Source organism: Paraburkholderia sp. BGA-UO-ETr-F12 (assembly GCF_059567945.1).
In genome coordinates, this window is the sequence record NZ_JCAQOZ010000044.1 from 35114 (window position 1) to 59193 (window position 24080).

Genomic DNA, 24080 nt, shown 5'->3' on the forward strand with positions numbered 1-24080 from the left:
CACCGAAACGAACTGAAGGACAACCAAGATGAAAGCCTGGATGCTCGATGAACCCGGCAAGGCGCTGGCCTTGCGTGAAGTGCCGCAACCGCAGCCGCGCCGTAACGCTGTGCTGGTGCGGATGGAGGCGGTGCCGCTGCTGAGTTACACGCGTGACTATGTGGAAGGGAAGTTGGGCTATGCGTGCCCGCCGGGACCGTTTTCGCCCGGTACCAATGGTGTCGGCCGGATCGTCGCGGTCGGCGAGGGTGTGGTGGCATTCCGCGCGGGCCAACGGGTCGCCGTGAATCCGTACCTGATTGCCGATGAAACGGTGCGCGAACCCGCACAGGCGCTACTGGGGCTCACCGCCATCAGCGCCGACAGCGGCGCGTTGATGGCTGACTTTCCGCACGGCACGTTGCGCGAACTGGCCGAATTCCCGGCCTCGACCGTCATGGCGCTGGATGGTCTGGATCAGATCGACGCCGCCCGTCTTGCGGTGCTGGGCAAATTCGCGGTGCCGTTCGGCGGCCTGAGGCGCGGCCGGCTATCGGCGGGCGAGACGGTGGCGGTCAACGGCGCGAGCGGTTACTTCGGCTCGGCGGCCGTGATCGCGGCGCTGGCGCTCGGCGCGAGCAAGGTGGTCGCCCAGGGCCGTCGGCTTGAGCCGCTGCAAGCGCTGGTCGAGCAAGGCCGCGGGCGTGTGGTGCCCGTCGTACTGACCGGCGACGTCGCGCAAGACACGGCGGCGATTTGTGCCGCCAGCGGTGGCGGCGTGGACCTCGGCTTCGATATGGTCGGCCACGCGACCGATGCGAACGCAACGCTCGCCACATTGCGCAGCCTGCGCCGCGGCGGCCGGCTCGTGCTGATGGGCAGCATGCAAGTGGATTTGCCGATTACGTACCGGGAGATGTTGCAGAACAACTGGGAGTTGATCGGCCACTTCATGTACACGCGCGCTGACTATCTCGCGTTGATTTCGATGGTCGCATCCGGCCAGATCGCACTCGATGCGGTCGAGTTGAAGTCGTATCCGTTTGCCGAGCTGGAGGCGGCCATCGACGCGGCCGGCCGTATGTCCGGCCTGCAATGCACGGTGGTGGACGGCAAGTCGCAGCACGCGTGGGGTTGAGCATGTAACGGCCCGCTCGGGCCTGATCGGACCTGCTTGCGGCAGCGTAAAAAAAGCGGCCTTGCTGGTTCACAGCAAGGCCGCTTCGCATCGGACGGTCTCAGTCGATCGTCGGGCGATCAGTCGATGCCGTGAAACACCGCGTCGTCCGGACCGAGATAAGCGGGCGGGCGCCACGCGGCGTCGCGCATCGAATGCTGGACCAGCTTTTCGACGCCCAGCAGTACCGCGAAAATCGCCATCCGCACCGGAATGCCATTATCGGTCTGCCGGAAAATCGCCAGCCGCGGATCGTGATTCAGGTCGACGCTTAGATCGTTCGCGCCCGGCCGGCTGTCGCGCGGCAGCGGGTGCATGATCAACGTGTCGGCACCGCATACGCTGTCCATCAGCGCCTGATTGATCTGGAAATCCGGCGTGTAGCCTTCGAACGATTCGTCGGTGAAGCGCTCTTTCTGAATGCGCGTGGCGTACACCACGTCGGCGCCGCGCAGGCCGGCGGTCAGATCGTGAGTCTGCTCGATCACATGATCGTTGCGTGAAATCTGCTCGATGATGTAGCTCGGCATTTCGAGCATGGGCGGCGAGATCAGCGTGAACTTGATGCCGCGATAGAGCGCCAGCAGCTTGACCAGCGAATGCACCGTGCGGCCGTATTTCAGATCGCCGACCAGCGCGATATGCGCCCCGTCGACAATCTTGCCCAGGCGCGAGAACTCGCGCTGGATCGTGTACAGGTCGAGCAGCGCCTGGCTCGGATGCTCGCCGGGGCCGTCGCCGCCGTTGATCACCGGCACGTTGGTGGCGCGCGCGAATTCGGCCACCGAGCCTTGCTCCGGATGACGGATCACCAGCGCATCCACGTAGCCGCTCATCACGCGGCTGGTGTCGTAAATCGACTCGCCCTTGGCCATCGACGAAAACGTGAAGCCGGTGGTGTCGCACACCGAGCCGCCGAGCCGGCAGAACGCCGCGCCGAAGCTCACGCGGGTCCGGGTGCTGGCCTCGAAAAACAGATTGCCGAGTACCGCGCCTTCGAGCACGCGGGAGATTTTCCGGCGCCGTGCGATCGGCTGCATGATGTCGGCGACGCGAAACAGTGCCTCGACCGAGTCGCGGGAGAACTGATCGACGGACAGCAGTTGCGGTTTGCCCTCGAACAGCATCTGGCTGGCAAGCGACTGCGAGTCTACGCTTTGCGTATGCTTTTCGCCTGGTTCGCCATGCACCACGATTTCCGACACGAAACGCTCCACGATCTCCGGCATGGCGCGCGATTCCTGCGAATCGTCCGGCAGCAGCCACGTGTCGAGTGCGCGGCGCGACACGCCGATACGGCTCGCGAACGCTTCGCGGGTCATGTTCATGCGACGCATCGCGTCGCGTAGGAAGGCTTGTTGTGGGACGCTCATGCGGGCACCTGTCGGGAAAGGGCTGCGTATCGGCTATGTACGCGGTGCGTATATTAGTTTCCCTGTCGCAGAAGTCAAGCAATTTTGCGAGTTTGGCCGGCCCGCTTTGCCAACTCGCGCCGGACGCGGTTAAACTGCGTGTCATGCATTCCGGCCAAACGTTCCGACCCTGCTCGTCAACCGCCGCACGTCTCGCTTCTGCGAGCGTCGTGGCCGCACGCGCGAATCTCGCGAACGTCAACGCCAAAGCCAAAAAACAGCCGCTCATCTGACCGGAGCCGCTGTTCCGTCAGATGTTGCGACGGAACAGCCGGTCAACGCCCTCTGCGGCATTCCCCGTTTTTCCTCCCTCGCACCGCTGATCGGAATCGATACGGTCGTCATCGAGGTAAAAACATGTCTATTTTTTCGGGTATCTGGGTTCCGCTCATCACGCCATTCGCCGACGGCGAGGTGGATCACGCCGCGCTGCGCGCGCTGGTGCGCCGCTATGCCGACGCGGGCATTGCCGGGCTGGTCGCACTCGGCACGACCGGCGAGCCAGCCGCGCTCGACGACGCCGAGCAGCACGCCGTGCTGGCGACGATTCTCGACGAAGCGCAGACGGCCGGCCAAGGCGCGAACGCGCGAGCGCTGCCCGTGCTGGTCGGCGTATCCGGCAATCATACGGCGAGCATGCAGGCGCGCATCGGGCAACTGAACGCATTGCCGATCGCCGGCGTGCTGATAGCCGCGCCGTACTACATCCGGCCTTCGCAGGCGGGCATCGTCGGGCATTTCCTGGCGCTTGCCGAGGCGAGCGAGAAGCCTGTCGTGCTGTACGACATTCCCTATCGAACCGGCGTCCGGCTCGAACTCGACACGCTCCTGACGCTGGCCGCGCATCCACGAATTCAGGCGGTGAAGGATTGCGCCGGTTCGCTCGACACCACGCTCGCGCTGATTCGCGATGGCCGCCTGCAGGTGCTGACCGGCGAGGACATCAATCTGTTCAACACCCTGTGCCTGGGCGGCAGCGGGGCGATCGCGGCTTCCGCGCATCTGCGGCCGGAGCGGTTCGTCGCGCTGTATCGTGCGTTATCGGCGGGCCGCCTCGACGAAGGGCGGCGTATTTTTCATGAGCTCGCGCCATTGATCCAGGCGCTGTTTGCCGAGCCGAACCCGGCGCCGGTGAAGGCGCTGCTTGCAGCGCAAGGCCTGATACGCGACGGCTTGCGCATGCCGATGACGCGTGCCAGCGATGCGCTGGTTGCACGGCTGTGTGAGCTGGACGGGTTCGATCGGAGCGAGCCGCGTCTGGCGGCACGGTGAGCATGAGCGCGGACTCGTCAACTGCCCTTTGTATTTGAGATGATGGTTCGTGATGCCAGGCGATAATCGGCCCCCTTTGTCCATTATCGCAACCGGTAAGTTGTCCGGTTGATGCCGCATGCAGTCAGTCCAGTTCGCCGATTTCCCGTCTCGTTTTTGCCTGTTCAACATGCGTGGCGCGTTCAACACACCGCGCGTGTTGAACGCGTCCTGCATCGCCCGTACGCCGCCTTGCGCGCGCCTCATGGCGCGTGCCGGGAGCTGCTGATGTCCTCCATGTTTGGCGCTGGCCGCAGGTTTTCCAGCGGTCCGGTCAGTTTCGTGACACGCCGCACCGTGCTGACCATCGTGGTTGCCACTGCGTTCGGCGCGGCGGCGCTGGCGCTCGCCGCAGGCATCGCGATCGGCATGCATTGGCCGGCACACGACGCCGCCGGCGAGCAAGTGGCGAACCGTGTCGAGCACGACTATGCGATTGATCAGCTCGGCAAGCTGAACGCATCCGTGGCGCAAATCGAACCGCGCATCGCGCGCCTGACGCTGCAGGTCGACGCGTTGCGCGATTTCGAAACACGTCTGAATACACCGCGGCCGGCGCCGCGCGCACCGGCTACTTCAGCTACCCCGGCCATCCCGGCAACCCCGGGCGCCGCCTTCGAACCCGACCTGTCGGCAACCGACGGCGAGGGCGGCCCGTCTTTACCGCCGCGCCGGTGTACGGATGTCATGCCGCAAGCGGCCGGTCATGCCGATGCCGCGCGCACCCGGCAACAACTGGATTGCATCGCGGCGACGCTGTCCGCGCTCGAGCAGCAGACCGCCGACCACGCGATCGCCTACGCTGCCTTCCCCGGCCGCATGCCCGCCGACGGCGCACGCTTCGGCTCACCGTTTGGCAACCGCACCGATCCGTTCACCCATCGTTTGAGTTTTCATCCGGGCGTCGACCTGGTCGCCAGAACCGGTACGCCGATTCTGGCGGCAGCAGGCGGCCGGGTCATCTTCGCCGGTGAGAAATCGGGCTATGGCAACTGCGTCGAAATCGATCACGGCAACGGCCTCGTGACCCGTTACGGCCACGCGTCGCGCATCGTTGCGCATGTCGGCGATCTGGTGCTGCCGCGCCAGTATGTCGCCGACGTCGGCTCCACCGGTCGCTCCACCGGGCCGCATCTGCATTTCGAAGTACTGGTCAACGGCGCGCCGGTCAACCCGGCCGCTTACCTTGCGCTGTTCGCGCCTCCGCCCCATGGTTGACCGACGCCTCTCCCGCGATGCGGGCCGTCTGACGCAGCGCGCCTACACGTTGCAGCCCGCACGCTCGCCGGCTTTTCGCGCGGCCCTGTGGGTTTTGGTGTGCGCGCTCAGCGCGGCTGGCGGCGCGGCGGCCGTTGTGGCTTGGCACGCGCAGCGCGCCGGCACACCGGCGCTTCAATGCACGGCGGCACCCGCGGATGAAGGCAGCGAACAGAGGGAGCTAGCCCGCGCGCGGCTTGCGTTGGCGCAGGAATCGGCGGCGCGCGCCGCGGTGCAGAAAACCGCGGATGGCGCCGCCGCCGATGTCGCGAGATTGAATGCCGAACTGCAGTTTCTGCGCGGCCAGAGCAAAGCGAAGCCATCCGAGCCGCGCCGCTGACTGACGGGTATGCGGCGCAACACCCCGATGACCCGGCAAGCGGATGACCCGGCAACCGGGCAGGAACAATCAGGCAACAACAGCCAGGCAACAACCAGGCAACAACCAGGCAACAACACCCCGGATCGTCGCCCGGACGGCATCGCGCGACGAACATTTTCATTTTCACGAGGTATTTATGTTCAGCAAGAAAAAGCACGCGGGTATCCAGCAGACGAAGCTCGCCACACTCATCGCCCATGACGTGCGGATCACGGGCGACCTCCTGTTCAGCGACGGCCTGCGCATGGACGGCCACGTGACCGGCAACGTCAGCGGCGAGCCGGGTGCGCAGACGCTGCTGGTATTGAGCGAGCGCGGCTCGATCGAGGGCAACGTGCATGGCTATGACGTGGTGGTCAACGGCCGGATCATCGGCGACGTGATTGCCGATCACTTTGTCGAGTTGCAAAGCGGCGCGCACGTGACCGGCAACATCTACTACCAGCAGTTGCGGATGGATTGCGGCGCCTCGGTGGACGGCAAGCTGGCGAGGCGTGAAGCTGTACAGATTGCGTCGCCGATGCTCGTCGAAGTGGCTGATAGCGCGCGAGAGGAACGCAAGGCCGGCTAGTCGACTACCGAGCGACTAATGAACGATTAATGAACGACCAATTAGCGCTTAACGAGCGCCTGCCGGCGGCTAAAGTCATGAACGGGCCAATGCGCCGCCAACAGGGTTCACAAGCGGCCCGCGCGCCGCGTCAAATCGCTCCCGGCAGCGACTGGCGTTGCGTGGACGTGTCGTGACCGAGCACGTCGCCGCGTGGCAGCCGCGAATCGCGCAGAGCCCGCATTTGCCGTGCTCCGGCGAGATGTTCCAGCGCGCCGCGGTCGAGCGTGGCGAGCATGTCGCGTTCGGTGACCAGCTGGCGCAAGGCCAGCACGATCAAGCCGACGGTCAACAGCAGATCGCCTGCAAACACCACCGCGTACAGCGCCGAGGTGGTGCGAGGATTGCCGTAGAACAGTGTCATATTGGCCCGGTCCAGCAGGACCAGCAGGAGCGGCACGATGACATTGAGCATCGCGATGATGCTGCCCACGACCACCAGCACACGTGCCGGCCCGAGATGCGGACGGCGCCGGCGGCACACTTCATACAGCGTCGCCGCGCGGCACGGCAGAAAAAACAGCGCCAGCAGCAAGGCGCGGGCGCCCAGCGGCGCGTTCAATGCCAGCATGCTCCCATGCAGCACGGCAAACACGGCCGTGACGGCAAGGCCGGTGCGCCACCGCGGCGCGGCGCCGAACAGATCGCGCGTGCCCGACCAGATCAGAATGCGGCTTAGCAACGCCAGCGTCGCGGTGGCCAGCATCAGCAGGTCGTTGGGCCAGATCTTATGCAACGCGAACGATGCCGTGGCGGTGGCAAGCAGATAAAAGCCGATGGCCCAGAAGCGGAAGGCGCCGACCTGCGCGAACATGCGCGAAAGCGCCGTCGTGATCAGGGCGCTGCACAGAAACAGAATCAGCCATACCGTTTGGAACGTCGCTACGTCAATTTTCATGAAATCTCCGGCCGCCAATCTGTCTGTTCCTGCTTATCGGTAAAACGGGGTCGCGCAGCGGGCAGGGCACGGCGGCGCACACCTTCGCGGCGCGCCCCTGGGCGTTTCGAGCGGGTCAGGATGCTCATGCCGCCATCATCCTCTCACGGAGCAGTTCACTGAAATCGTCGGCGCTAAGCGGCTTGCCTAGCAGGAAGCCTTGCATCTCGTCGCACATCATGGACTTGAGCTTGTCGAGTTGCGATTCGGTCTCGACGCCTTCCGCCACGACGTCCATCTCCAGCGAGTGCGCGAGCGCAATGATCGCGGAGACGATCGCGCTGCCTTCCGGTCCGTGCTCGTCGAGGCCGTTGGTGAAGAAGCGGTCGATTTTCAGTTGCTTGACGCGAAAGCGCTGCAGGTAAGCGAGGCTGGAATAGCCGGTGCCGAAATCGTCGATGGCGATTTCAAAGCCGCTTGCCTGAAACTCGCGGATCATTTCGATGGTTTTAGGCGCGTCCTGCATCGCGACGGATTCGGTGATTTCGAACATGATCTGTCCGCATTGCACGCCTTCCTCCTTGACGATCTCGAGCATCGTCGGGACGAGGTTCGGTTGCGACAACTGGCGCGGCGACAGATTGATCGCCACTTTCATCGACGGCAGGCCTTGCGCGACCCAGCGGCGAATCTGCCGGCAGGTTTCACGCATGACCCAGTAGCCGATCTGTACGATCTGGCCCGAGCGCTCGGCAATCGGCACGAACTCGAGCGGCGCCAGCACGCCGAGCTGCGGATGATTCAGGCGGATCAGCGCTTCGGCGCCCGCCAGCGAGTCGCCGCTGCCATGGAACTTCGGCTGGAAGTGCAGCGAGAAATGTCCGGCGGTGAGCGCTTCATGCAGCGCACTCTGAATTTGCAGCGTACGCGTCGCGGCTTCGTTCATGCTTTGCTCGAAGAAGCGATAGGTGCTGCGGCCCGCGCGCTTGGCTTCGTACATGGCCGCGTCGGCATGTTTGAGGAGCGTGTCGACGCTGTCGCCGTCGTGCGGATAGAGCGCGATGCCGATGCTCGGCATCACCTGCAGCGGCTGCGAGTCGGTCCAGATGCCACGGCGCATCCGGTCGAGCACGCCTTCGGCGATCGTGCCGGCATCTTCGCGTGAATCCAGGTTTTCGGACAGCACGACGAACTCGTCGCCGCCCAGACGCGCGACGGTGTCGCTCGCACGCACGCACAGCAGAAGACGCTGGGCGAACGCGGACAGCACTTCGTCGCCGGCCGAGTGGCCGAGCGAATCGTTAATGGTCTTGAAGCCGTCGAGATCCATGAACAGGATGGCGAACAGCGAACGCTGCCGGCGCGCAACATGGATCGCGTGTTGGATGCGGTCGGTGAGCGTGCTGCGGTTGGGCAGGCCGGTCAGCGTGTCGAGCGTGGCGAGCCGCACGATCTGACCGTTCAGTTTCGATACCGACCCGATCAGGAAGCTGGTGCGCGCATCGAAACGCGACAACATCAGCGTCACGATCAGAATTGCAAATGTGAACAGGATCACCGAGGTCGCCAGCCATTCCGCGTTCACGCCCTTAGCCGCGCCGCACACGGCGCCGGGCAGAAACTCGGCGGCCGCCATGCCGGTGTAATGCATGCCGCTGATTGCCACGCCCATCACCAGCGCGGCGCCGAAACGTTTGCGCACGACGTGGCGTTCGTCGTCGTTACTGAGTGCGCGCGCCATCCATAGCGCGGCGGTCGAGGCGCCGATCGCGATCACCAGCGAAGCGGCGAACCAGGCCGGGCGGTAATGGATGCCCGGCGCCATCTGCATGGCGGCCATGCCGGTGTAGTGCATGCCGGCAATGCCGAAGCCCATCAGCACGCCGCCGGCTACGAGCCGAAGCGGAGTAAGCCGTGCCTGGGTCGTCACGACCAATGCCAGATACGAGACGCCGATCGCGAGGCCGAGCGAAAAAGCGGTCGTCGCGAAGTCGTAGCCAAGCGGGATCGGCAGCGAAAAGGCGAGCATCGCGATGAAGTGCATCGACCAGATCCCGACACCGAGCGCCGCTGCGCCGCCCAGACGCCACGCGCGACGCAGACGTACCGATGCCAGCATGAAGATGCGGCCTGTCAAATCGAGCGCCGTATAGGACGCTAGCGCCGCGACGAGGAACGAGATTGCAACCAGCCAAAAATTGTATGAGCTCTGCATGTTAAGTCCAACCGCGAAAGGGAAGCGGCTGAACCTGTTATCGACAGTTCGCGGCGTTTATTTAATTAATTTTCAATATGTTAGCGATAGGGCTCGATCACGCCTGGTCTGGCTGCGGCCTGGCGGTAATTGGACCGTTCTTCAAGCCAGGGTGAACCCCTCGTCGAGCCAGCCCGTGACGCCGCCGATCATCAATTTGACGGGCCGTCCCAGTTGCGCGAGACGCAGCGCGCCGCGTGCGGCGCCGTTGCAATGTGGACCCGCGCAGTAGGTGACGAAGAGCGTGTCCGGCGGGTAGGCCGCGAGCTTCGACGCCACGATTTTGCCGTGCGGCAGGTTCAGCGCGCCCGGCACGTGGCCTTGTTCGAACAGCGCCGGGCTACGCACGTCGAGCAGCACGAAGCCGGGCGTGCCGCTAGCTAATGCCGCGCTGACGTCGGCGCAATCGGTTTCGAATTGCAGCGACGCCTGGAAGTGAGCGACGGCGGCGGCGCTATCGGCAGCGGCGATAGTGGTGACAGGGTTGGTGGAGGGGGCCGCGGTGTGATCAGGCATGGCTAGGTTCCGGTAGAGAGTGAGCGTGAAGGCATCGCGAGGCGATTCAGGAGCCTTCATTGTCGCGGTACCCGAGCTGCCGGATAAGTGGCGTAATCGTCAATCTCCGGTAACATCACGCCATGCAAAATCATCTCGTTGTTGCACTGGCTTACGATCGGCTCTGTACGTTCGAATTCGGCTGCGTGACCGAACTGTTCGCGCTCGAACGTCCCGAGCTCGGCGTGGACTGGTATCGCTTTGCGGTATGTGCGAGTGAGCCTGGTCCGATTCGCGCCGCCGGCGGCATTACCGTCACCGCGCCTTACACGCTCAAGCTGCTGGATCGCGCCAACACGATTGTGGTTCCCGGCTGGCGCGATGCCGGCGAACTGCCGCCCGAGCCGCTGCTAAAGAAAATTCGCGCCGCTCACGAGCGCGGCGCACGCCTTTGTTCGATTTGCTCCGGCGTATTCGTGCTGGCCGCCGCGGGCGTGCTCGACGGTAAGACCGTGACGACCCATTGGCGCTACGCCGACACCTTGCAGCAGCGTTATCCGCAACTGCGTGTGCAGCCGGACGCGTTATATGTTGACGACGGACAGATCATCACCTCGGCGGGATCGGCGGCAGGGCTCGACATGCTGCTGCATCTGGTGCGGCGCGACCACGGCAGCGCGGTCGCCAACCGGGTCGCGCAGCGGCTCGTGGTGCCGCCGCATCGCGAGGGCGGTCAGGCGCAGTTCGTGCCGCGGCCGATGCCGCAGGATGAAGGCGGCCGCCTCGCGAAACTGATGGACTGGGTGCGCCGTCATCCGGCTTTGCCGCACACCTTGCAGTCGCTGGCCGAACGGGCGGCGATGAGTCCGCGCACGCTGCAGCGGCAGTTTCACGACGCCACCGGCATGGCGCCCTACGAATGGCTGGTGCGTGAACGCGTGGCGATCGCGCGGGAACTGCTTGAGGCATCCACGCCGTTGCCCATGACGCGCGTTGCGGAACTCGCGGGCTTCGGCTCTGAGGAATCACTGCGACGGCACTTTCGCCGTATCGCATTGACGAGCCCAGGCGCGTATCGTAAGAAATTCGGCGTGCAAGCCGAGGCATAGGGCGGCTTGCAAACGGGCCGGTAGACGTAGGTCACGTCCGTGTTGCCGTTCTCGTGTGCGCGTGCCGTTTCAAACACGCGCTTGCCGATGTGAAAAATCATCCAGGGTGCATGCATGGCAAGCACTTCGATGCGCGCCGCATGAGATATCGAATGCGCGTCATGCCGGCCTCCGCGCGAGATCGAACGTCACGAAGCGCCATAAGCCGGGCGTTACGACTGGTTCGCGTGATTGAGCACCCGCACCGGCCGCGTGCGAGGGTTCGCGCAATCGCCGGTTTTCTGTCAGCATCACGGCCAGCGTCCGTGGCAACCCACCTCCAGCGTGTGGCGCATACGGCTGCTTGAAGTGCGTCTTTGAAACGCGTCGTCGCCACCGTCCTCTCCTGCTCATGAACGTCAAAATCACCGTCGCTGCTGCTGCCGTCGTCGTCACTGCTGCCGTTGCTGTGCTTACGCCCGCGCTCGCCGCGGCGCAAACGCAAGCCACCGCGTCACGCGCCGAACTCTATCGGCGCAACCTGCTGGCGGGCAAAGACGTGCCGTGCCGTACGAACGCGTCATGCGCGGCGTTGGGCGTGGCCGCGCTCGAAGCCGGGCACGTCAAGGAGGCGCGAACGCTGGTCGAGATGGAAGCCGCGCTCGCCGAAGCCACCGCCCTGCAGGCCGACGAGGAGAACTCGCCGAAAGCCACCAGTTCGGCGCGGGCCCGCGTGGCGATGGCGCTGGTCCATCAGGGCGACGTGCAATTGAAGCTAGGTGCGCTGCCCGATGCCCGCGCCTACTACCGGACCGCGGTGAGTCGTGGCGGCGCGTACCCTGACGATGCGCTGCTCGGTCGCGCCGTCGCGGCCGCGCGTCAGCGCCTCGAGTCGATCGCCGGCAAAGCCGTGGTGAACGGGGTGCCGCCAAACGGCGCGCACTTCGTCAGCTATATGTTTTTCGGCGCGTGGAACAGTATCGAGATCAAGCCGGTGAAAGGGCGGCACGGCATCTACCGGATCGACGGCGACTTCATGTATCCCACGGTGGGCGCCGACGGTCAGCCCAGCGCGAACCTGGGCAACCTGTCGGCCTACGTGCGGTTTTACGACGGTGTGGCGCGCGTGCCCGTGACCGATGGCGGCGGCGATGCGCCGCTCGACGCCACTGCGAGAATCACCAACCTCGCGGCTTATGACAAACCCGCTAACAAAGCGGCGGACAAATGCCTGATCGAGTTCAGGCTTTCCGCACCGGAGACGCTCGACGTAGAGACGCATGGCTCGCCGATGGAATGCGGTTTCGGCTTCAATGTCAGTGCGAACGGACGTTACTATCTGATGACAGGCTCCTGACGGTTCGCATGCTGCCGGCGGCCAGGCGCGAGTGCGGCGTTGCGCGCCGGCTTCCCCATCCGCACCGCGTCTCTTATGATGCAATGGCTGTACCCGTTTAACCGCTGTCCACAGCGTTCCCGCCAACGAAGCCCTGATAAGAATAACGCTCGTCCATGCAAACCCTCTTCGACTATCCCGCACTCGTGTTCATCATTTCGTTCGTCGCGATGTGGTTGTCGGCGCGCGTCGGCGCGTCGGTGCTACGCAGATTCAGAAAGATCGACGAAGATGCACGCGATGACTTCAGCGTGATTCAGGCCGCCACGCTAACCTTGCTCGCGCTGATTATCGGTTTCACTTTTTCGATGGCGGTAGGCCGCTACGATCAACGCAAAAACTACGAGGAAGAAGAGGCGAACGCAATCGGCACTGAATACGTTCGTGCCGATCTTTTGCCCGCCGCCGAAGCGGCTACCGTGCGAGGCTTGCTGAAGACTTATCTGGACCAGCGGGTGCTGTTCTACACTACCCGCGACGCCGACGAACTCGCCCAGGTCAACGCCGATACGTCACGCCTGCAAAACGCAATGTGGTCCGCGGTGAAGAACGCCGCCATGGCGCAGCCCACGCCGGTGGCGGCGCTAGCTGTCTCCGGCATGAACGACGTGCTCAACACGCAGGGTTATACGCAGGCGGCGTGGTGGAACCGCATTCCCGTCGCGGCGTGGACACTGATGGTGCTGATCGGCGTGTGCGCCAACGTACTGGTCGGCTATGGCGCGCGCGGTCTGAAAGCGGGCGCCGGCTTGTTGCTGATCGTGCCGCTGATCGTATCGCTGTCGTTCATGCTGGTCGCCGATATCGACAGTCCGCGCGGTGGCGTGATTCGCGTGAAGCCGCTCAATCTCCATGCGCTCGTGGACTCGATCCGCTCGAATTGAGTCCATACTGCCCCCCGTTGGACTCACCGCGCGCCGTATGAAAGGAAACCCCATGTCCGATATCGCACATACCATCGCCAGCTTCAATACCGGCCGCGATCCTGAACGGCTCGCGATGAAGTACAAGCTCATGCGCAGCTCGCCATTCGTGTTTCTGCGTGGCACCTGTCATCTGTTCTATGAGCGCCTGCCGCGCGACAAAGTGCTCGACGATGCGCCGCCGGTGTGGATTTGCGGCGATATGCATCTGGAAAATTTCGGCAGCTACAAGGGTGATAGCCGGCTTGTCTATTTCGACAACAACGATTTCGATGAAGCCTGCCTCGCGCCGGCCCTTTACGAACTGGTACGGCTTCTCACGAGCGTGCTGGTCGGTGCAAGCGACCTCAAACTGAGCCGTGCTCAGGCACTCGCGCTCTGCCACACCGCGGTCGATGCGTACGGCGGCGCGCTCGCCTTCGGCAAAGCGCGCTGGATCGAAGCGGAGACTTCCGTCGGCATGGTGCGCGATCTGTTCGACGCGCTGGAGAGTCGCACGCGCGCCCAGCATCTCGACCGGCGCACCACGCTCAAGGGCAAGACGCGCGTGCTGAAGGTGGACGGCAGAAAAGCCCTGCCGATCAGCGACGAGGCGCGGGCCACCGTTACCGCGTTCATGCATCAGTTCGCCGCCAGCCAACCCAATCCGGACTTCTATCGCGTTATCGACGTGGCCCGGCGGATTGCCGGCACCGGGAGCCTGGGGGTAGATCGCTATGCGATTCTGGTCGAAGGCAAAGGCTCGCCGGACGGCAACTATCTGCTCGATCTGAAAGAGGCGCTGCCGTCTTCGGTGACGCCGCATGTGCGCACACCGCAGCCGAAGTGGCACAGCGAGGCGCAGCGCGTGGTTGAAATTCAGCGGCGCAATCAGGCTGTTTCGCAGGCGTTCCTGCACGCAGTCGATTTCAACCAGCGTTCGTATGTGCTGCGCAGCTTGCAACCTTCGGAAGACCGGGTGGCGTTGAGCGCCTGGGACGACAAGCTGCCGCGGCTCGAAGCAGTGATCAATAGCATGGCCGAGTTGAGCGCATGGGGGCAACTGCGTAGCGGCGGCCGGCAGAAGTCGGCGATTGCGGACGAATTGATTGCGTTCGGCAATCGTAAGGACTGGCAATTGCCATTGATCGAACTCGCGACGCAATGCGAGGCTCAAGTGAACGCCGACTGGAAAGCGTATTGCGAGGCTTATGATGGCGGCGCGTTTAATCTGCCGGTGCAGAAGTCTTAATGGCGCGTCACCCTGGGCACTTGGCGCCGTGCCCAGGGCTTTGCATCGATCTTTACGGCTGCCAGCGCATCTTGTCTTTTTACCTCTAGCGTCGACGGTGTGCAGATCGGATACTCGGCTTATCGACAGTGTGCGGATGTAATTCGCATTGGTTCGATTTGCCTGCCACGGTAATAAGGTCACAGAGGCTACATATGCAACGACTGCTAACTCCCCGGGAACATCGATTGATTGAATTTCTTATTTTCGGTCAATGCTCCCTTGTACGAGGCGGACGCACCTCGCTGGATGAATCAGATTCAAAACTGTATGGTTTGTGAAGTCAACGTTCCCTATTGCCTCTCGATCAGCCACGGCGAGGAAACCTACGAAGGATGGGAAAACTCCCGAACGCTTGCGCGTGAACTGATATCCATTGACGAAGGTGTACCGGTGCTTATCTACGCGATAGCCGATAGAACGCCGGCAGGCTTCGTGCTCGACTCCTTCAATATCGACAGACTCGATGGAGAGCCTCTTGTCGCCTATCCCGAGCCAGGTGACGGCCTCATGATCATGGAAGCGGGGAAACGCATAGGAGGGGCAGATTTGCGACACGTGTTCAAGGAGTCGGACCTATTGCCGCGCTTTAAGCTCCCGAAAGACCGCCTCGATAGAGAAGCTGGCTAACTATCCTGAGGCAGGTGACGGGGTAATGATTGGCGAGCGAAACAGGAGGTTCGGCTATTCACCTGACGGCCAGGTCGTTTCGCGGACCGGCACGGTTGCCAGGAACGGCAGTCCCTCGATCTGAACGACGCAACACGATACGAGTGGGCTCGATTCGCCCAAGATGAGGAAGGAACAAATGTCAAGACCACTCTCGGCGAAGGAGCATGCGCTGCTCAAGTTTCTGATCGAGGCAAATGAGCCGCTGTATGGTGACCGAACTAATCAATGGAAGACACAGGTTGAAACGTGTCTGGTACGCGAGATCGATTCTCCTTATTTCCTCGCGGTGGTTCACGAAGAAAACATCGAAAGAGCAGGACGCGACTCAATCACACTCGGCTACGAATTGGTGGGCGTCGATCACGGTGTGCCGGTTCTAATCTATGCGGTGGCAATGAAAACCCCCTCAGACTATTTCATTGATATCTTTAATGTGGACCGGTTAGATGGAGAACCGCTGGTTAATTACCCTGAAGCGGGCGACGGGTTAATGATTGTCGAGCGAAACAAGCGGATCGGCGGGGCAGATTTGCGCCATCTATATGGCAAGTCGGGTTCGTAACTTACCACTGCCATGTGGACTGTCAGCTTGACAGCTGACAATCGCCGCACAATTCACTTCAATCGTTCGGCAGCGCCAACAGCCTGTTGAATTCAGATTCACGCGACAACGCCAATGCGCGGCGCATGACAGCGCCGCGCATGCCAGCACTCCCTCCAGACAAACCCTGATTGCTGCGGGGAATTCGCCACTGCTATCGTTCGCTGGTCGTTGTGGAAGCGCTTCCACTTTTGCTTCCAGACTGTTTCCAATCAGCTCTTAAGCGGCTTCCAGCCGGCTTCCGTATCAAGTTTTGCCGTACCCGGTTCAATGACCTCAGCGCAGGAGAGAATCCGTGGCAAACGACGCATCCGCTGCATTCGACACCCTATCCCCAGCAGTTTTCAAGGGCTCGCTCGCCGAGCCCTTTACCCCGCCCGCGGACTCCTCGCTGTGGCGCAAGAACTTCCTGCTGGGCGCCGCCACGGCTTCGTATCAGATCGAAGGCGCGGTGGATGAAGACGGTCGCCTGCCGTCGATCTGGGACACCTTCTCGGCGACACCCGGCAAGGTGCTGGCCGGCGACACCGGCGCGGTGGCCTGCGATCACTATCACCGGTGGGAAGCGGACATCGACATGCTGGCCTCGCTCGGGCTCGAGGGCTACCGGCTCTCGATTGCATGGCCACGCGTGATGGACGCGGCAGGCAGGGCGAATCGCAAAGGGCTCGACTTCTACAAGCGCCTTCTGAACCGCCTGAAAGAGAAGGGCATCACAAGCTTCGTGACGCTCTATCACTGGGACCTGCCGCAGCATCTGGAGGATCGCGGCGGCTGGCTCAATCGCGACACCGCGTATCGCTTCGCCGACTACGCCGATCTGATGAGCCGCGAACTGGCCGGCACGGTCGACGCATGGGCGACGCTCAATGAACCGTGGTGTTCGGCATATCTCGGCTACGGCAACGGCCACCACGCGCCGGGCCTCGCCAACGACCGTTTCGCGACGCAGGCGATGCATCATCTGCTGCTCGCGCACGGCCTCGCGATTCCGGTATTGCGCGGCAACGATCCGGCTTCGCAGAAAGGTATCGTCGCCAACATCGGCCGTGGCACGGCCAATAGCGACAGCGCCGCGGATCAACGCGCGGCACATCTGTTCGAAGTCCAGCACAATGCGTGGATTCTCGATCCGCTGCTCAAGGGTGAGTATCCGCAGGATCTGTTCGAATTGTGGCCGGGCACCGAACCGCTGGTACTCGACGGCGATATGCGGACCATTGCCGCGCCGCTCGACTTCCTCGGTATCAACTATTACTTCCGTACCAATGTTGCGAGCGATGGCGCGCATGGATTTCGCGACGTGCCGCTCGAAGGCGTCGAACGCACGCAGATGGGTTGGGAGGTGTATCCCGATGGCTTGCGCGATCTGCTGACCGGTTTCAAGAAAACGTATCGCAACCTGCCGCCGATCTACATCACCGAAAACGGCATGGCCTCGGACGACAAGGTGATCGACGGCCACGTCGACGATGCGCAGCGCATCTCGTTCCTCAAGCGCCATCTTGCGGCGGTCGATCAGGCGATCAAGGCCGGCGTGGATGTTCGCGGCTATTTTCTGTGGTCGCTGATGGATAACTTCGAGTGGGCGTTTGGCTACGAGCGTCGCTTTGGTGTCGTCCATGTCGATTACAGTACGCAGAAGCGCACGGTCAAACGCAGTGCGGAGTTGGTGGCGAAATTCTTGAAGGAGCGTAAGGCGAGGGTCTAACGGCAGGTGGGGCTGTATGTCGACAGCTTTGCATGGGATCAGAGTAAGCGCTAAAGCGCTAACTCTGATCGACAGCTTTGCATGGGATCAGAGTAAGCGCTGAAGCGCTAACTCTGATCGACAGCTTTGCATGGGACCAGAGTAAGCGCTAAAGCGCTAACTCTGATCGACAGCTTTGCATGGGATCAGAATAAGCGCTAAAGCGCTAACTCTGATCGACACAGGAGACGGAATGAACAGCAGAAAAATGATCGCGGCGAGTGTAGTTGCGGCACTGTCGTTATATGGCGTCGTCGCGCAAGCGGAACCGTTGAAGGCCAACGTGATCCACTGGTGGACCTCGGGCGGCGAGTCCGCCGCGATCCGCCAGTTCGCCGATGCGTATAACAAGGCCGGCGGCCAGTGGATCGACAACGCCGTCGCCGGCGCCGATCAGGCACGCTCCACCGCGATCAATCGGATCGTCGGCGGCGATCCGCCCACCGCCGCGCAGTTCAATACGTCCAAACAGTTTCACGACCTGATCGACCAGGGCCTCCTGAACAATGTCGACGAGGTTGCCGCGAAAGAGAACTGGAATAACGTCTTCCCGCAGTCGATCATCGACAGCATCAAGGTGAAAGGTCATTACTACGCCGCGCCGGTCGATATTCATATGCCGGCCTGGTTCTTCTACTCGAAACCCGTGTTCCAGAAGGCCGGCATTGCCGCCGAGCCGAAGAACTACGACGAATTCCTCGCCGATCTCGGCAAGCTCAAAGCCGCGGGCGTGATCCCGCTCGCGCTCGGCGGTCAGCCGTGGCAGGAAAAGATCACGTTCGATGCGGTATTCGCCGACGTCGGCGGCCCCGATCTTTATCTGAAGGTGTATCGCGATCGCGACCAGAACGCGGTCAGGTCGGACGCGTTCAAGAAGGTGCTCGCATCGTTCAAGCGCTTGCATGACTTCGTCGATCCGGGCTCGCCTGGCCGCAACTGGAACGATGCCACCGCGCTGGTGATTTCCGGCAAGGCCGGGGTGCAGATCATGGGCGACTGGGCCAAGGGTGAGTTCTCGGCAGCCAACCAGGTGGCCGGCAAGGACTTCGGCTGCTTCCCGGGTTTCGGTCCGCATTCGCCGTATCTGGTCGCGGGCGATGTATTCGTGTTCCCGAAAACCGACAACGCCAACGCGATCAAGGCGCAGAATCTGCTTGCCACGGTGATGACCTCGCCGGCCGCGCAGGTCGCATTCAGCGCGAAGAAAGGTTCGATTCCGATTCGTCCCGACGTGGACGCGAGCAGTCTCGACATCTGCGCGAAGGAGGGTATTGCGATCATGAAGGACAAGTCGCGTCAGTTGCCGAATCCGGAAATGCTGCTCTCGCCTGACACACAGGGCGCGTTAATCGACGTCATCACGAACTTCTGGAACAAGAACCAGTCGGTCGACGACGCGCAGAAGGCGTTTGCCAGTGCGTTGAAGAGCTAGGCGCCCGCCATGCACGCGCTCAAGCTGCAGGCCGCTGACTCGAGGCATCGCAAAGGGCCGCTGAAAAAACCGCTTAAAAAGAGTTTGCCTATAGCGGTATGGGTGGCATTGCTGCCGATGGTCCTGACCGTCGTGTTCGCGTATCTCGGCACGATGGTCTGGACCGCGCGCGTGTCGCTGAGCAACTCGCGCACGTTTCCTTCCGGCGATTTCGCGGGCTTCACGCAATACGTGCGGCTGTTCAACAACGACCGTTGGTTGCTGTCGCTGCAAAATATCGTGATCTATGGTGCGTGCTTCATTGTTGCGTGCATGGTGATCGGTTTGTTGCTGGCGATCTTCATCGATCAGCGAGTGGCGGCTGAAGGCGTGCTGCGCACGGTGTTTCTCTATCCGTATGCCATGTCGTTTGTCGCCACCGGTCTGGTCTGGCAGTGGATCCTGAATCCCGAACTGGGCGCGCAGGCGGTGTTGCACAAGCTCGGTTTCGTGCATGCGCGCTTCGACTGGATCGTCGATCAGGACTGGGTGATCTACACCATCGTCATCGCGACGGTATGGCAGGCATCCGGCCTCGTGATGGCGCTGCTGCTGGCGGGCTTGCGCGGTATCGACGACGAACTGTGGAAAGCCGCCCGTATCGACGGAATTCCGCGTTGGCGTGTGTATGCGAGCATTGTCGTGCCGATGCTCGGGCCTTCCATGTCCACGGCCTTCGTGCTGCTCTTCGTGATGGTCGTCAAGCTCTACGACGCGGTGGTCGCAATGACGCAAGGCGGCCCCGGCACGGCGAGCGAAGTGCCCGCAAAGTTCATCATGGACTACCTGTTCGGCCGCGCGAATATCGGTTTGGCGTCGGCCGCGTCGATCGTGTTGCTCGCAACGGTGCTGGCGATCCTCGCGCCGTTCTTCTATGCCCGCAGCCGCGCTGCGTTGCGCAAGGAGGTGTGATGAACACGCTGAGTCCAACCCTGAAAGGCGGCACGCCGAGCCATAGCCGCCGGCGCCGCCGGACTTTTACACCCGCGCGTTTCGGCGTCTACGCGTTTTTGCTCACGGCAGCGTTGTTTTTCCTGCTGCCGCTGTATGTGATGCTCGTCACGTCGGTCAAACCGATGAGCGAGATTCGCCTCGGCAATCTGCTCGCGTTCCCCACGCATTTCACGCTCGACGCATGGCGCGCCGCGTGGCAATCGGCCTGTACCGGGCTCGATTGCAACGGCATTCAGGTCGGTTTCTGGAATTCAGTGCGTATCGTCGTGCCGAGCACGGTGTTATCGATCGCGGCCGGTGCGGTCAACGGCTACGCGCTGTCGTTCTGGCGGCCGCGCGGGGCCGGCGTGCTGTTCGGCGTGCTGCTGATGGGCGCCTTCATTCCTGTGCAGGTGATGGTCTATCCGCTCGTGCGCGTGCTGGCGAGCGTGCATCTGTTCAGTTCGCTGCCGGGCATCGTGGTGATACACACCATCTTCGGCATGCCGGTGATGACGCTGCTGTTTCGCAACTACTACGCGTCGATTCCGCAGGAGCTGTTCAAGGCGGCGCGCATCGACGGCGGCGGTTTCTGGCGTATCTTTTTGCAGCTGATGCTGCCGATGTCCACGCCGATCATCGTCGTGGCGGTCATCATGCAGGTGACGGGCATCTGGAACGACTTTATTCTCGGGCTGGTGTTCGCCGGCACAAAAAATCTGCCGATGACGGTGCAATTGAACAACATCATCAACACGACTACCGGCGAACGGCTCTACAACGTCAATATGGCGGCGACCATTCTGACCTCCATGGTGCCGCTAGCGGTCTACTTCATTTCGGGCCGCTGGTTTGTGCGCGGCATTGCGTCCGGCGCCGTCAAGGGATAGGGGACAGGGCGGTAAGGTATGACGAAGCTGGCCAGTTTTGAAACGTGGAGGCACATGCAGTGGCAAATGCGATGACACACCCGGCAGCAGGCGCGGCAGATGTGGCAGGTGCGGCCGGCCTCGGCGACGTGGCGGATGCGGCGGGGCTGGCGAATCCGGCCAATGTATCGGTGCGCAACCTGAAGATTCAGCTCGGCGCGAATACGGTGATCGAAAATCTCGATCTCGACGTGCGCGCGGGCGAGTTCGTGGTGCTGCTCGGACCCTCGGGCTGTGGCAAATCCACCTTGCTGCACAGCATTGCGGGTCTGATCGATGTGACCGGCGGCAGCATCGAAATTGCCGGCGAAGACATGACTTGGGCCGACCCGAAAGATCGCCGCATCGCGCTGGTATTTCAGTCGTATGCGTTGTATCCGACCATGAGTGTCGAGCGCAATCTGTCGTTCGCGTTGCGCATCAACGGCACGCCGAAGGCGGAAATCGAACGGCGCGTCACGCGGGCCTCCGAGATGCTGCAACTCGGCCCGCTGCTCAAGCGCAAGCCGGCCCAGCTCTCTGGCGGGCAACGGCAGCGCGTCGCGATTGGCCGGGCGATCGTACGCGAGGCCGACGTGTTCCTGTTCGACGAACCGCTGTCGAATCTCGACGCCAAGCTGCGCACTGAATTGCGGCGCGAGCTCAAGCAACTGCACCAGCGTCTGGGCGCGACGATGATCTACGTGACTCACGACCAGGTGGAAGCCATGACGCTCGCCACACGCATGGCCGTGATGCGCGGCGGCGTGATCCAGCAGTTCGGCACGCCCGGGGAAGTCTATGCGCGGCCGGACAATCTGTTTGTCGCGACGTTTCTGGGCTCGCCCGCGATGAATCTGCTCAAGGGCACACTCGAGGTGCGCGATGGGTCGCTGCACTTTTGCAGCGCGAACTTGCGGTTCGATGTGTCGGCCTATCCTTTCAAAAACCTGCCGGCGGATCGTCTGCCTTGTGTGCTCGGCGTGCGGGCAGAAGACGTGCTGGTGAGCGAACGCGTGGATTCGGGCACGGCAATGAGCGAGCGCGCGAACATTTCACTGATTGAGCCGATGGGCAACCACCGCGTCGTCTGGCTCGATTATCATGGCGTGCAGATCGCGTCGATCGATCAGACCAAGACGCCGTTGGCGATAGGAGATGCCGCGGCGTTCTCGTTCGACGGCGCGCATATTTCGCTGTTCGACGAGGAGGGCGGCGCGCGTCTCTAGTGACCGGACGCGGCGTCGTTGAATACAACAGGCTTGACGGAGAACCGCGTGGCAACACTCAAGGATGTCGCGGCACTGGCCGGCGTGGGGATGTCGACTGCGTCACGCGCCATTTCCGGTAAGGGACCCATTTCAGCCGACGCGGCCGCCCGTGTAAAGGCCGCGATCGAAGCACTGAATTTCCGGCCATCGTCGATCGGCCGCGCCATGGCGACGCAATCGCTCGGCATCATCGGCATTTTTGTGCCGACTTTCTTCGGCTCCTACTACGGCACGATACTCAAGCAAACGGACACTGAACTGCGCGCGGTGCGCCGTCACGTGGTGGTGGCGACCGGCTGTGGGGAAGTGTCGCCGCGTGAGCAGGCGATCGAGGCGGTGCGCTTTCTGATCGGCCGCGATTGCGACGGCGTGGTGGTGATCAGCCACGATCTGCACGACGACGATCTGGACATGCTGCATCGCATGCACCCGAAAATGGTGTTTCTGAATCGCGCGTTCGATCATTTGCCGGAGGCGTCATTCTGCGCGGATCATCGGCGTGGCGGTGAACTGGCGGCACGCACGCTGCTCGATCATGGGCACCGGCACATCGCGGTGATATCCGGGCCGTCCAGCGCCTCGGACAACCAGACCCGGCTCGAAGGCTTCTTCGCCGAACTGTCGCGCGAAGGCATCGCTCGCGAGGACGTCACGCTGATCGAATCGGACTTTTCGCCAGAAGGCGGCTATGCGGCCGCGCAGAAACTGCTCGATTCGAAGCGGCGCTTCACGGGGCTATTCTGCGCGAACGACACGATGGCGGTCAGCGTGCTGGCGCGCTTTCATCAGGCGGGCATTGCCGTACCGGACGACGTTTCCGTGATCGGCTACGACGATGACTATTCGGCCGCTTATGCCGCGCCGGGACTGACCTCGGTGCATATCCCGACGGCGGAGCTGACGCAGAATGCCGTGCGCTGGCTGGTCAATCAGTGCTACGGCACTTCGTGGGAGATTACTCGCGAGTTTCCGGTGAGCGTGACGATGCGGGAATCGGTGGGGCAGGTTCCGGGTACGCTGGCGCGAGGTACGGGGTCCGCTTACGTTCCGCTACGCAGCGACTGTTCGTAGCGCAGGCGCGCTTCTTCATCGAGCCGGGTGTCTTCGAGTTCCTGTAGCACGCCTTCGAGATCGATCGGCGTGGTGTCCTGTTCGACACGGCCGGTCAATCGGGCGTCCACGTGCAGAGCGCCTGCTTCGTACAGCGACCAGATTTCCTTGCCGTAGCTTGTGTCGAGCAAGGCGGGCGCGAAACGGCCGAAGTACGTGGCGAGGTTGTTCACGTCGCGCTCCAGCATGGCCGGCGCTTCCAGATTGCCGGCGGCATCCACGGCTTGCGGCAGATCGATGATCACGGGGCCGTCCGCCGCGAGCAGGATGTTGTACTCGGACAGATCGCCGTGAATCATGCCGGCGCACAGCATGCGCACCACCTGGTTGAGCAGCAGCGCGTGCAGTTCGAGCGCGCGTGCTTCGGTCATCTCGACATCGTTCAGACGCGGCGCGACGTCGCCGTCCGCATCGGTCACCAATTCCATCAGCAACACGCCGTCGGTGCAGATGAACGGCTGCGGCACGCGCACGCCCGCGTTGGCAAGCTGGAACAGCGCGTCGACTTCAGCGTTCTGCCATGCCTGCTCCTGCACTTCGCGGCCATAGCGGCTGCCTTTCTCCATGGCGCGCTGCTGGCGGCTGTTCTTGACCTTGCGGCCCTGCTGATAGGACGCGGCCTGGCGGAAGCTGCGCTGTTTGGCGTCTTTATAGACCTTCGCGCAGCGCGTAGATTCGCCGCTGCGGACCACGTAGACGGTGGCCTCCTTGCCGCTCATCAACTGCGAAATGACTTCGTCGATCAGGCCTTCCTCGACCAGCGGGAGCAGACGTTTGGGTGTTTTCATGCGGCCGCCATGGAGCGGTGGGCGGCTGATCGGCCGTACGCGGCCGATTTGAGGGGGAGAGGATGCGGGATTCGGGTCATGCCGGATTATAAGGGGTATGAGGATATGTGCTCGAACGCAGGCAGTGAGGTGCCCGTTGCGACCG

Annotated in this window: 22 protein-coding genes; 17 read left to right on the top strand and 5 right to left on the bottom strand. The window is 62.6% G+C overall.

The annotated features are described in order from the left end of the window. The first annotated feature begins 28 nt into the window (after positions 1–28). A complete protein-coding gene (locus tag AC57B6_RS18910) occupies positions 29–1117 on the top strand; it encodes a zinc-binding dehydrogenase (RefSeq protein ID WP_496421882.1) in 1089 nt (362 codons plus the stop codon). Positions 1118–1236: 119 nt separating this feature from the next. Here AC57B6_RS18910 and AC57B6_RS18915 read toward each other — a convergent pair whose 3' ends face one another. Then, entirely contained in the window at positions 1237–2529 is a 1293-nt protein-coding gene (locus AC57B6_RS18915) for an aspartate carbamoyltransferase (RefSeq protein ID WP_025647588.1), read from the bottom strand. Positions 2530–2925: 396 nt separating this feature from the next. On the opposite strand from AC57B6_RS18915, the gene dapA reads away from it, so the two are divergent. The 4 genes from dapA to AC57B6_RS18935 all read left to right on the top strand — a co-directional run bounded on the left by dapA (position 2926) and on the right by AC57B6_RS18935 (position 6089). Next, positions 2926–3840 (top strand): 4-hydroxy-tetrahydrodipicolinate synthase, encoded by a 915-nt coding sequence (dapA, locus tag AC57B6_RS18920; protein WP_496421883.1) that lies wholly within the window; start codon positions 2926–2928, stop codon positions 3838–3840. Between the two features lie 267 nt (positions 3841–4107). Further along, on the top strand, positions 4108–5097 hold the full coding sequence (locus tag AC57B6_RS18925; protein WP_496421884.1) for a M23 family metallopeptidase: 990 nt from the start codon (positions 4108–4110) through the stop codon (positions 5095–5097). Beyond that, positions 5090–5476 carry a hypothetical protein gene (locus tag AC57B6_RS18930; protein WP_030098827.1) on the top strand — a complete coding sequence of 129 codons (387 nt, stop codon included), beginning with the start codon at positions 5090–5092 and terminating at the stop codon, positions 5474–5476. Before AC57B6_RS18925 ends, AC57B6_RS18930 begins: the two co-directional genes overlap by 8 nt. Positions 5477–5654: 178 nt before the next feature. Next, positions 5655–6089 (top strand): bactofilin family protein, encoded by a 435-nt coding sequence (locus tag AC57B6_RS18935; RefSeq protein WP_046571162.1) that lies wholly within the window; start codon positions 5655–5657, stop codon positions 6087–6089. 130 nt (positions 6090–6219) lie between these two features. On the opposite strand, the gene AC57B6_RS18940 is transcribed toward AC57B6_RS18935, so the two are convergent. The 3 genes from AC57B6_RS18940 to AC57B6_RS18950 all read right to left on the bottom strand — a co-directional run bounded on the left by AC57B6_RS18940 (position 6220) and on the right by AC57B6_RS18950 (position 9775). Beyond that, positions 6220–7026 carry a hypothetical protein gene (locus AC57B6_RS18940; protein WP_028200285.1) on the bottom strand — a complete coding sequence of 269 codons (807 nt, stop codon included), beginning with the start codon at positions 7024–7026 and terminating at the stop codon, positions 6220–6222. A 124-nt stretch (positions 7027–7150) separates the two neighbouring features. After that, on the bottom strand, positions 7151–9220 hold the full coding sequence (locus AC57B6_RS18945) for a putative bifunctional diguanylate cyclase/phosphodiesterase (RefSeq protein ID WP_496421885.1): 2070 nt from the start codon (positions 9218–9220) through the stop codon (positions 7151–7153). 141 nt (positions 9221–9361) lie between these two features. Next, entirely contained in the window at positions 9362–9775 is a 414-nt protein-coding gene (locus tag AC57B6_RS18950) for a rhodanese-like domain-containing protein (protein ID WP_144193264.1), read from the bottom strand. A 122-nt stretch (positions 9776–9897) separates the two neighbouring features. On the opposite strand from AC57B6_RS18950, the gene ftrA reads away from it, so the two are divergent. From ftrA to AC57B6_RS19010, 12 genes are all read left to right on the top strand, one after another. Then, positions 9898–10863 carry a transcriptional regulator FtrA gene (gene ftrA, locus AC57B6_RS18955; RefSeq protein ID WP_496421886.1) on the top strand — a complete coding sequence of 322 codons (966 nt, stop codon included), beginning with the start codon at positions 9898–9900 and terminating at the stop codon, positions 10861–10863. A 391-nt stretch (positions 10864–11254) separates the two neighbouring features. Next, positions 11255–12199 carry a tetratricopeptide repeat protein gene (locus AC57B6_RS18960; RefSeq protein ID WP_496421887.1) on the top strand — a complete coding sequence of 315 codons (945 nt, stop codon included), beginning with the start codon at positions 11255–11257 and terminating at the stop codon, positions 12197–12199. 155 nt (positions 12200–12354) lie between these two features. Next, the gene (locus AC57B6_RS18965; protein WP_046571153.1) at positions 12355–13122 is read left to right on the top strand and encodes a bestrophin-like domain; all 768 of its coding nucleotides are present in this window, start codon (positions 12355–12357) and stop codon (positions 13120–13122) included. Between the two features lie 52 nt (positions 13123–13174). Further along, a complete protein-coding gene (locus AC57B6_RS18970) occupies positions 13175–14392 on the top strand; it encodes a DUF2252 domain-containing protein (protein WP_496421888.1) in 1218 nt (405 codons plus the stop codon). 288 nt (positions 14393–14680) lie between these two features. After that, on the top strand, positions 14681–15061 hold the full coding sequence (locus AC57B6_RS18975; protein WP_496421889.1) for a hypothetical protein: 381 nt from the start codon (positions 14681–14683) through the stop codon (positions 15059–15061). Positions 15062–15239: 178 nt separating this feature from the next. Continuing rightward, a complete protein-coding gene (locus AC57B6_RS18980; RefSeq protein WP_149029711.1) occupies positions 15240–15665 on the top strand; it encodes a hypothetical protein in 426 nt (141 codons plus the stop codon). A gap of 334 nt (positions 15666–15999) precedes the next feature. Beyond that, positions 16000–17415 (top strand): GH1 family beta-glucosidase, encoded by a 1416-nt coding sequence (locus tag AC57B6_RS18985; protein ID WP_496421890.1) that lies wholly within the window; start codon positions 16000–16002, stop codon positions 17413–17415. Between the two features lie 232 nt (positions 17416–17647). Next, positions 17648–18886 (top strand): ABC transporter substrate-binding protein, encoded by a 1239-nt coding sequence (locus AC57B6_RS18990; protein ID WP_496421891.1) that lies wholly within the window; start codon positions 17648–17650, stop codon positions 18884–18886. 9 nt (positions 18887–18895) lie between these two features. Continuing rightward, the gene (locus AC57B6_RS18995) at positions 18896–19837 is read left to right on the top strand and encodes a carbohydrate ABC transporter permease (RefSeq protein WP_183804154.1); all 942 of its coding nucleotides are present in this window, start codon (positions 18896–18898) and stop codon (positions 19835–19837) included. Beyond that, positions 19837–20748: a carbohydrate ABC transporter permease gene (locus AC57B6_RS19000; protein ID WP_025527711.1), complete on the top strand. Its 912-nt coding sequence runs from the start codon at positions 19837–19839 to the stop codon at positions 20746–20748. The genes AC57B6_RS18995 and AC57B6_RS19000 overlap by 1 nt, the downstream gene beginning before the upstream one ends. A gap of 71 nt (positions 20749–20819) precedes the next feature. Then, positions 20820–21995, top strand: a complete 1176-nt coding sequence (locus tag AC57B6_RS19005) for an ABC transporter ATP-binding protein (RefSeq protein ID WP_208647846.1) — start codon at positions 20820–20822, stop codon at positions 21993–21995. Positions 21996–22043: 48 nt separating this feature from the next. Continuing rightward, positions 22044–23108, top strand: coding sequence for a LacI family DNA-binding transcriptional regulator (locus AC57B6_RS19010; RefSeq protein WP_496421892.1), 1065 nt, complete (start codon positions 22044–22046; stop codon positions 23106–23108). Here the strand turns inward: AC57B6_RS19010 and AC57B6_RS19015 are convergent. Beyond that, positions 23078–23935: a PA4780 family RIO1-like protein kinase gene (locus tag AC57B6_RS19015; protein WP_025527708.1), complete on the bottom strand. Its 858-nt coding sequence runs from the start codon at positions 23933–23935 to the stop codon at positions 23078–23080. The two genes, AC57B6_RS19010 and AC57B6_RS19015, sit on opposite strands and share 31 nt — an antisense overlap. Between the last annotated feature and the right edge of the window lie 145 nt (positions 23936–24080).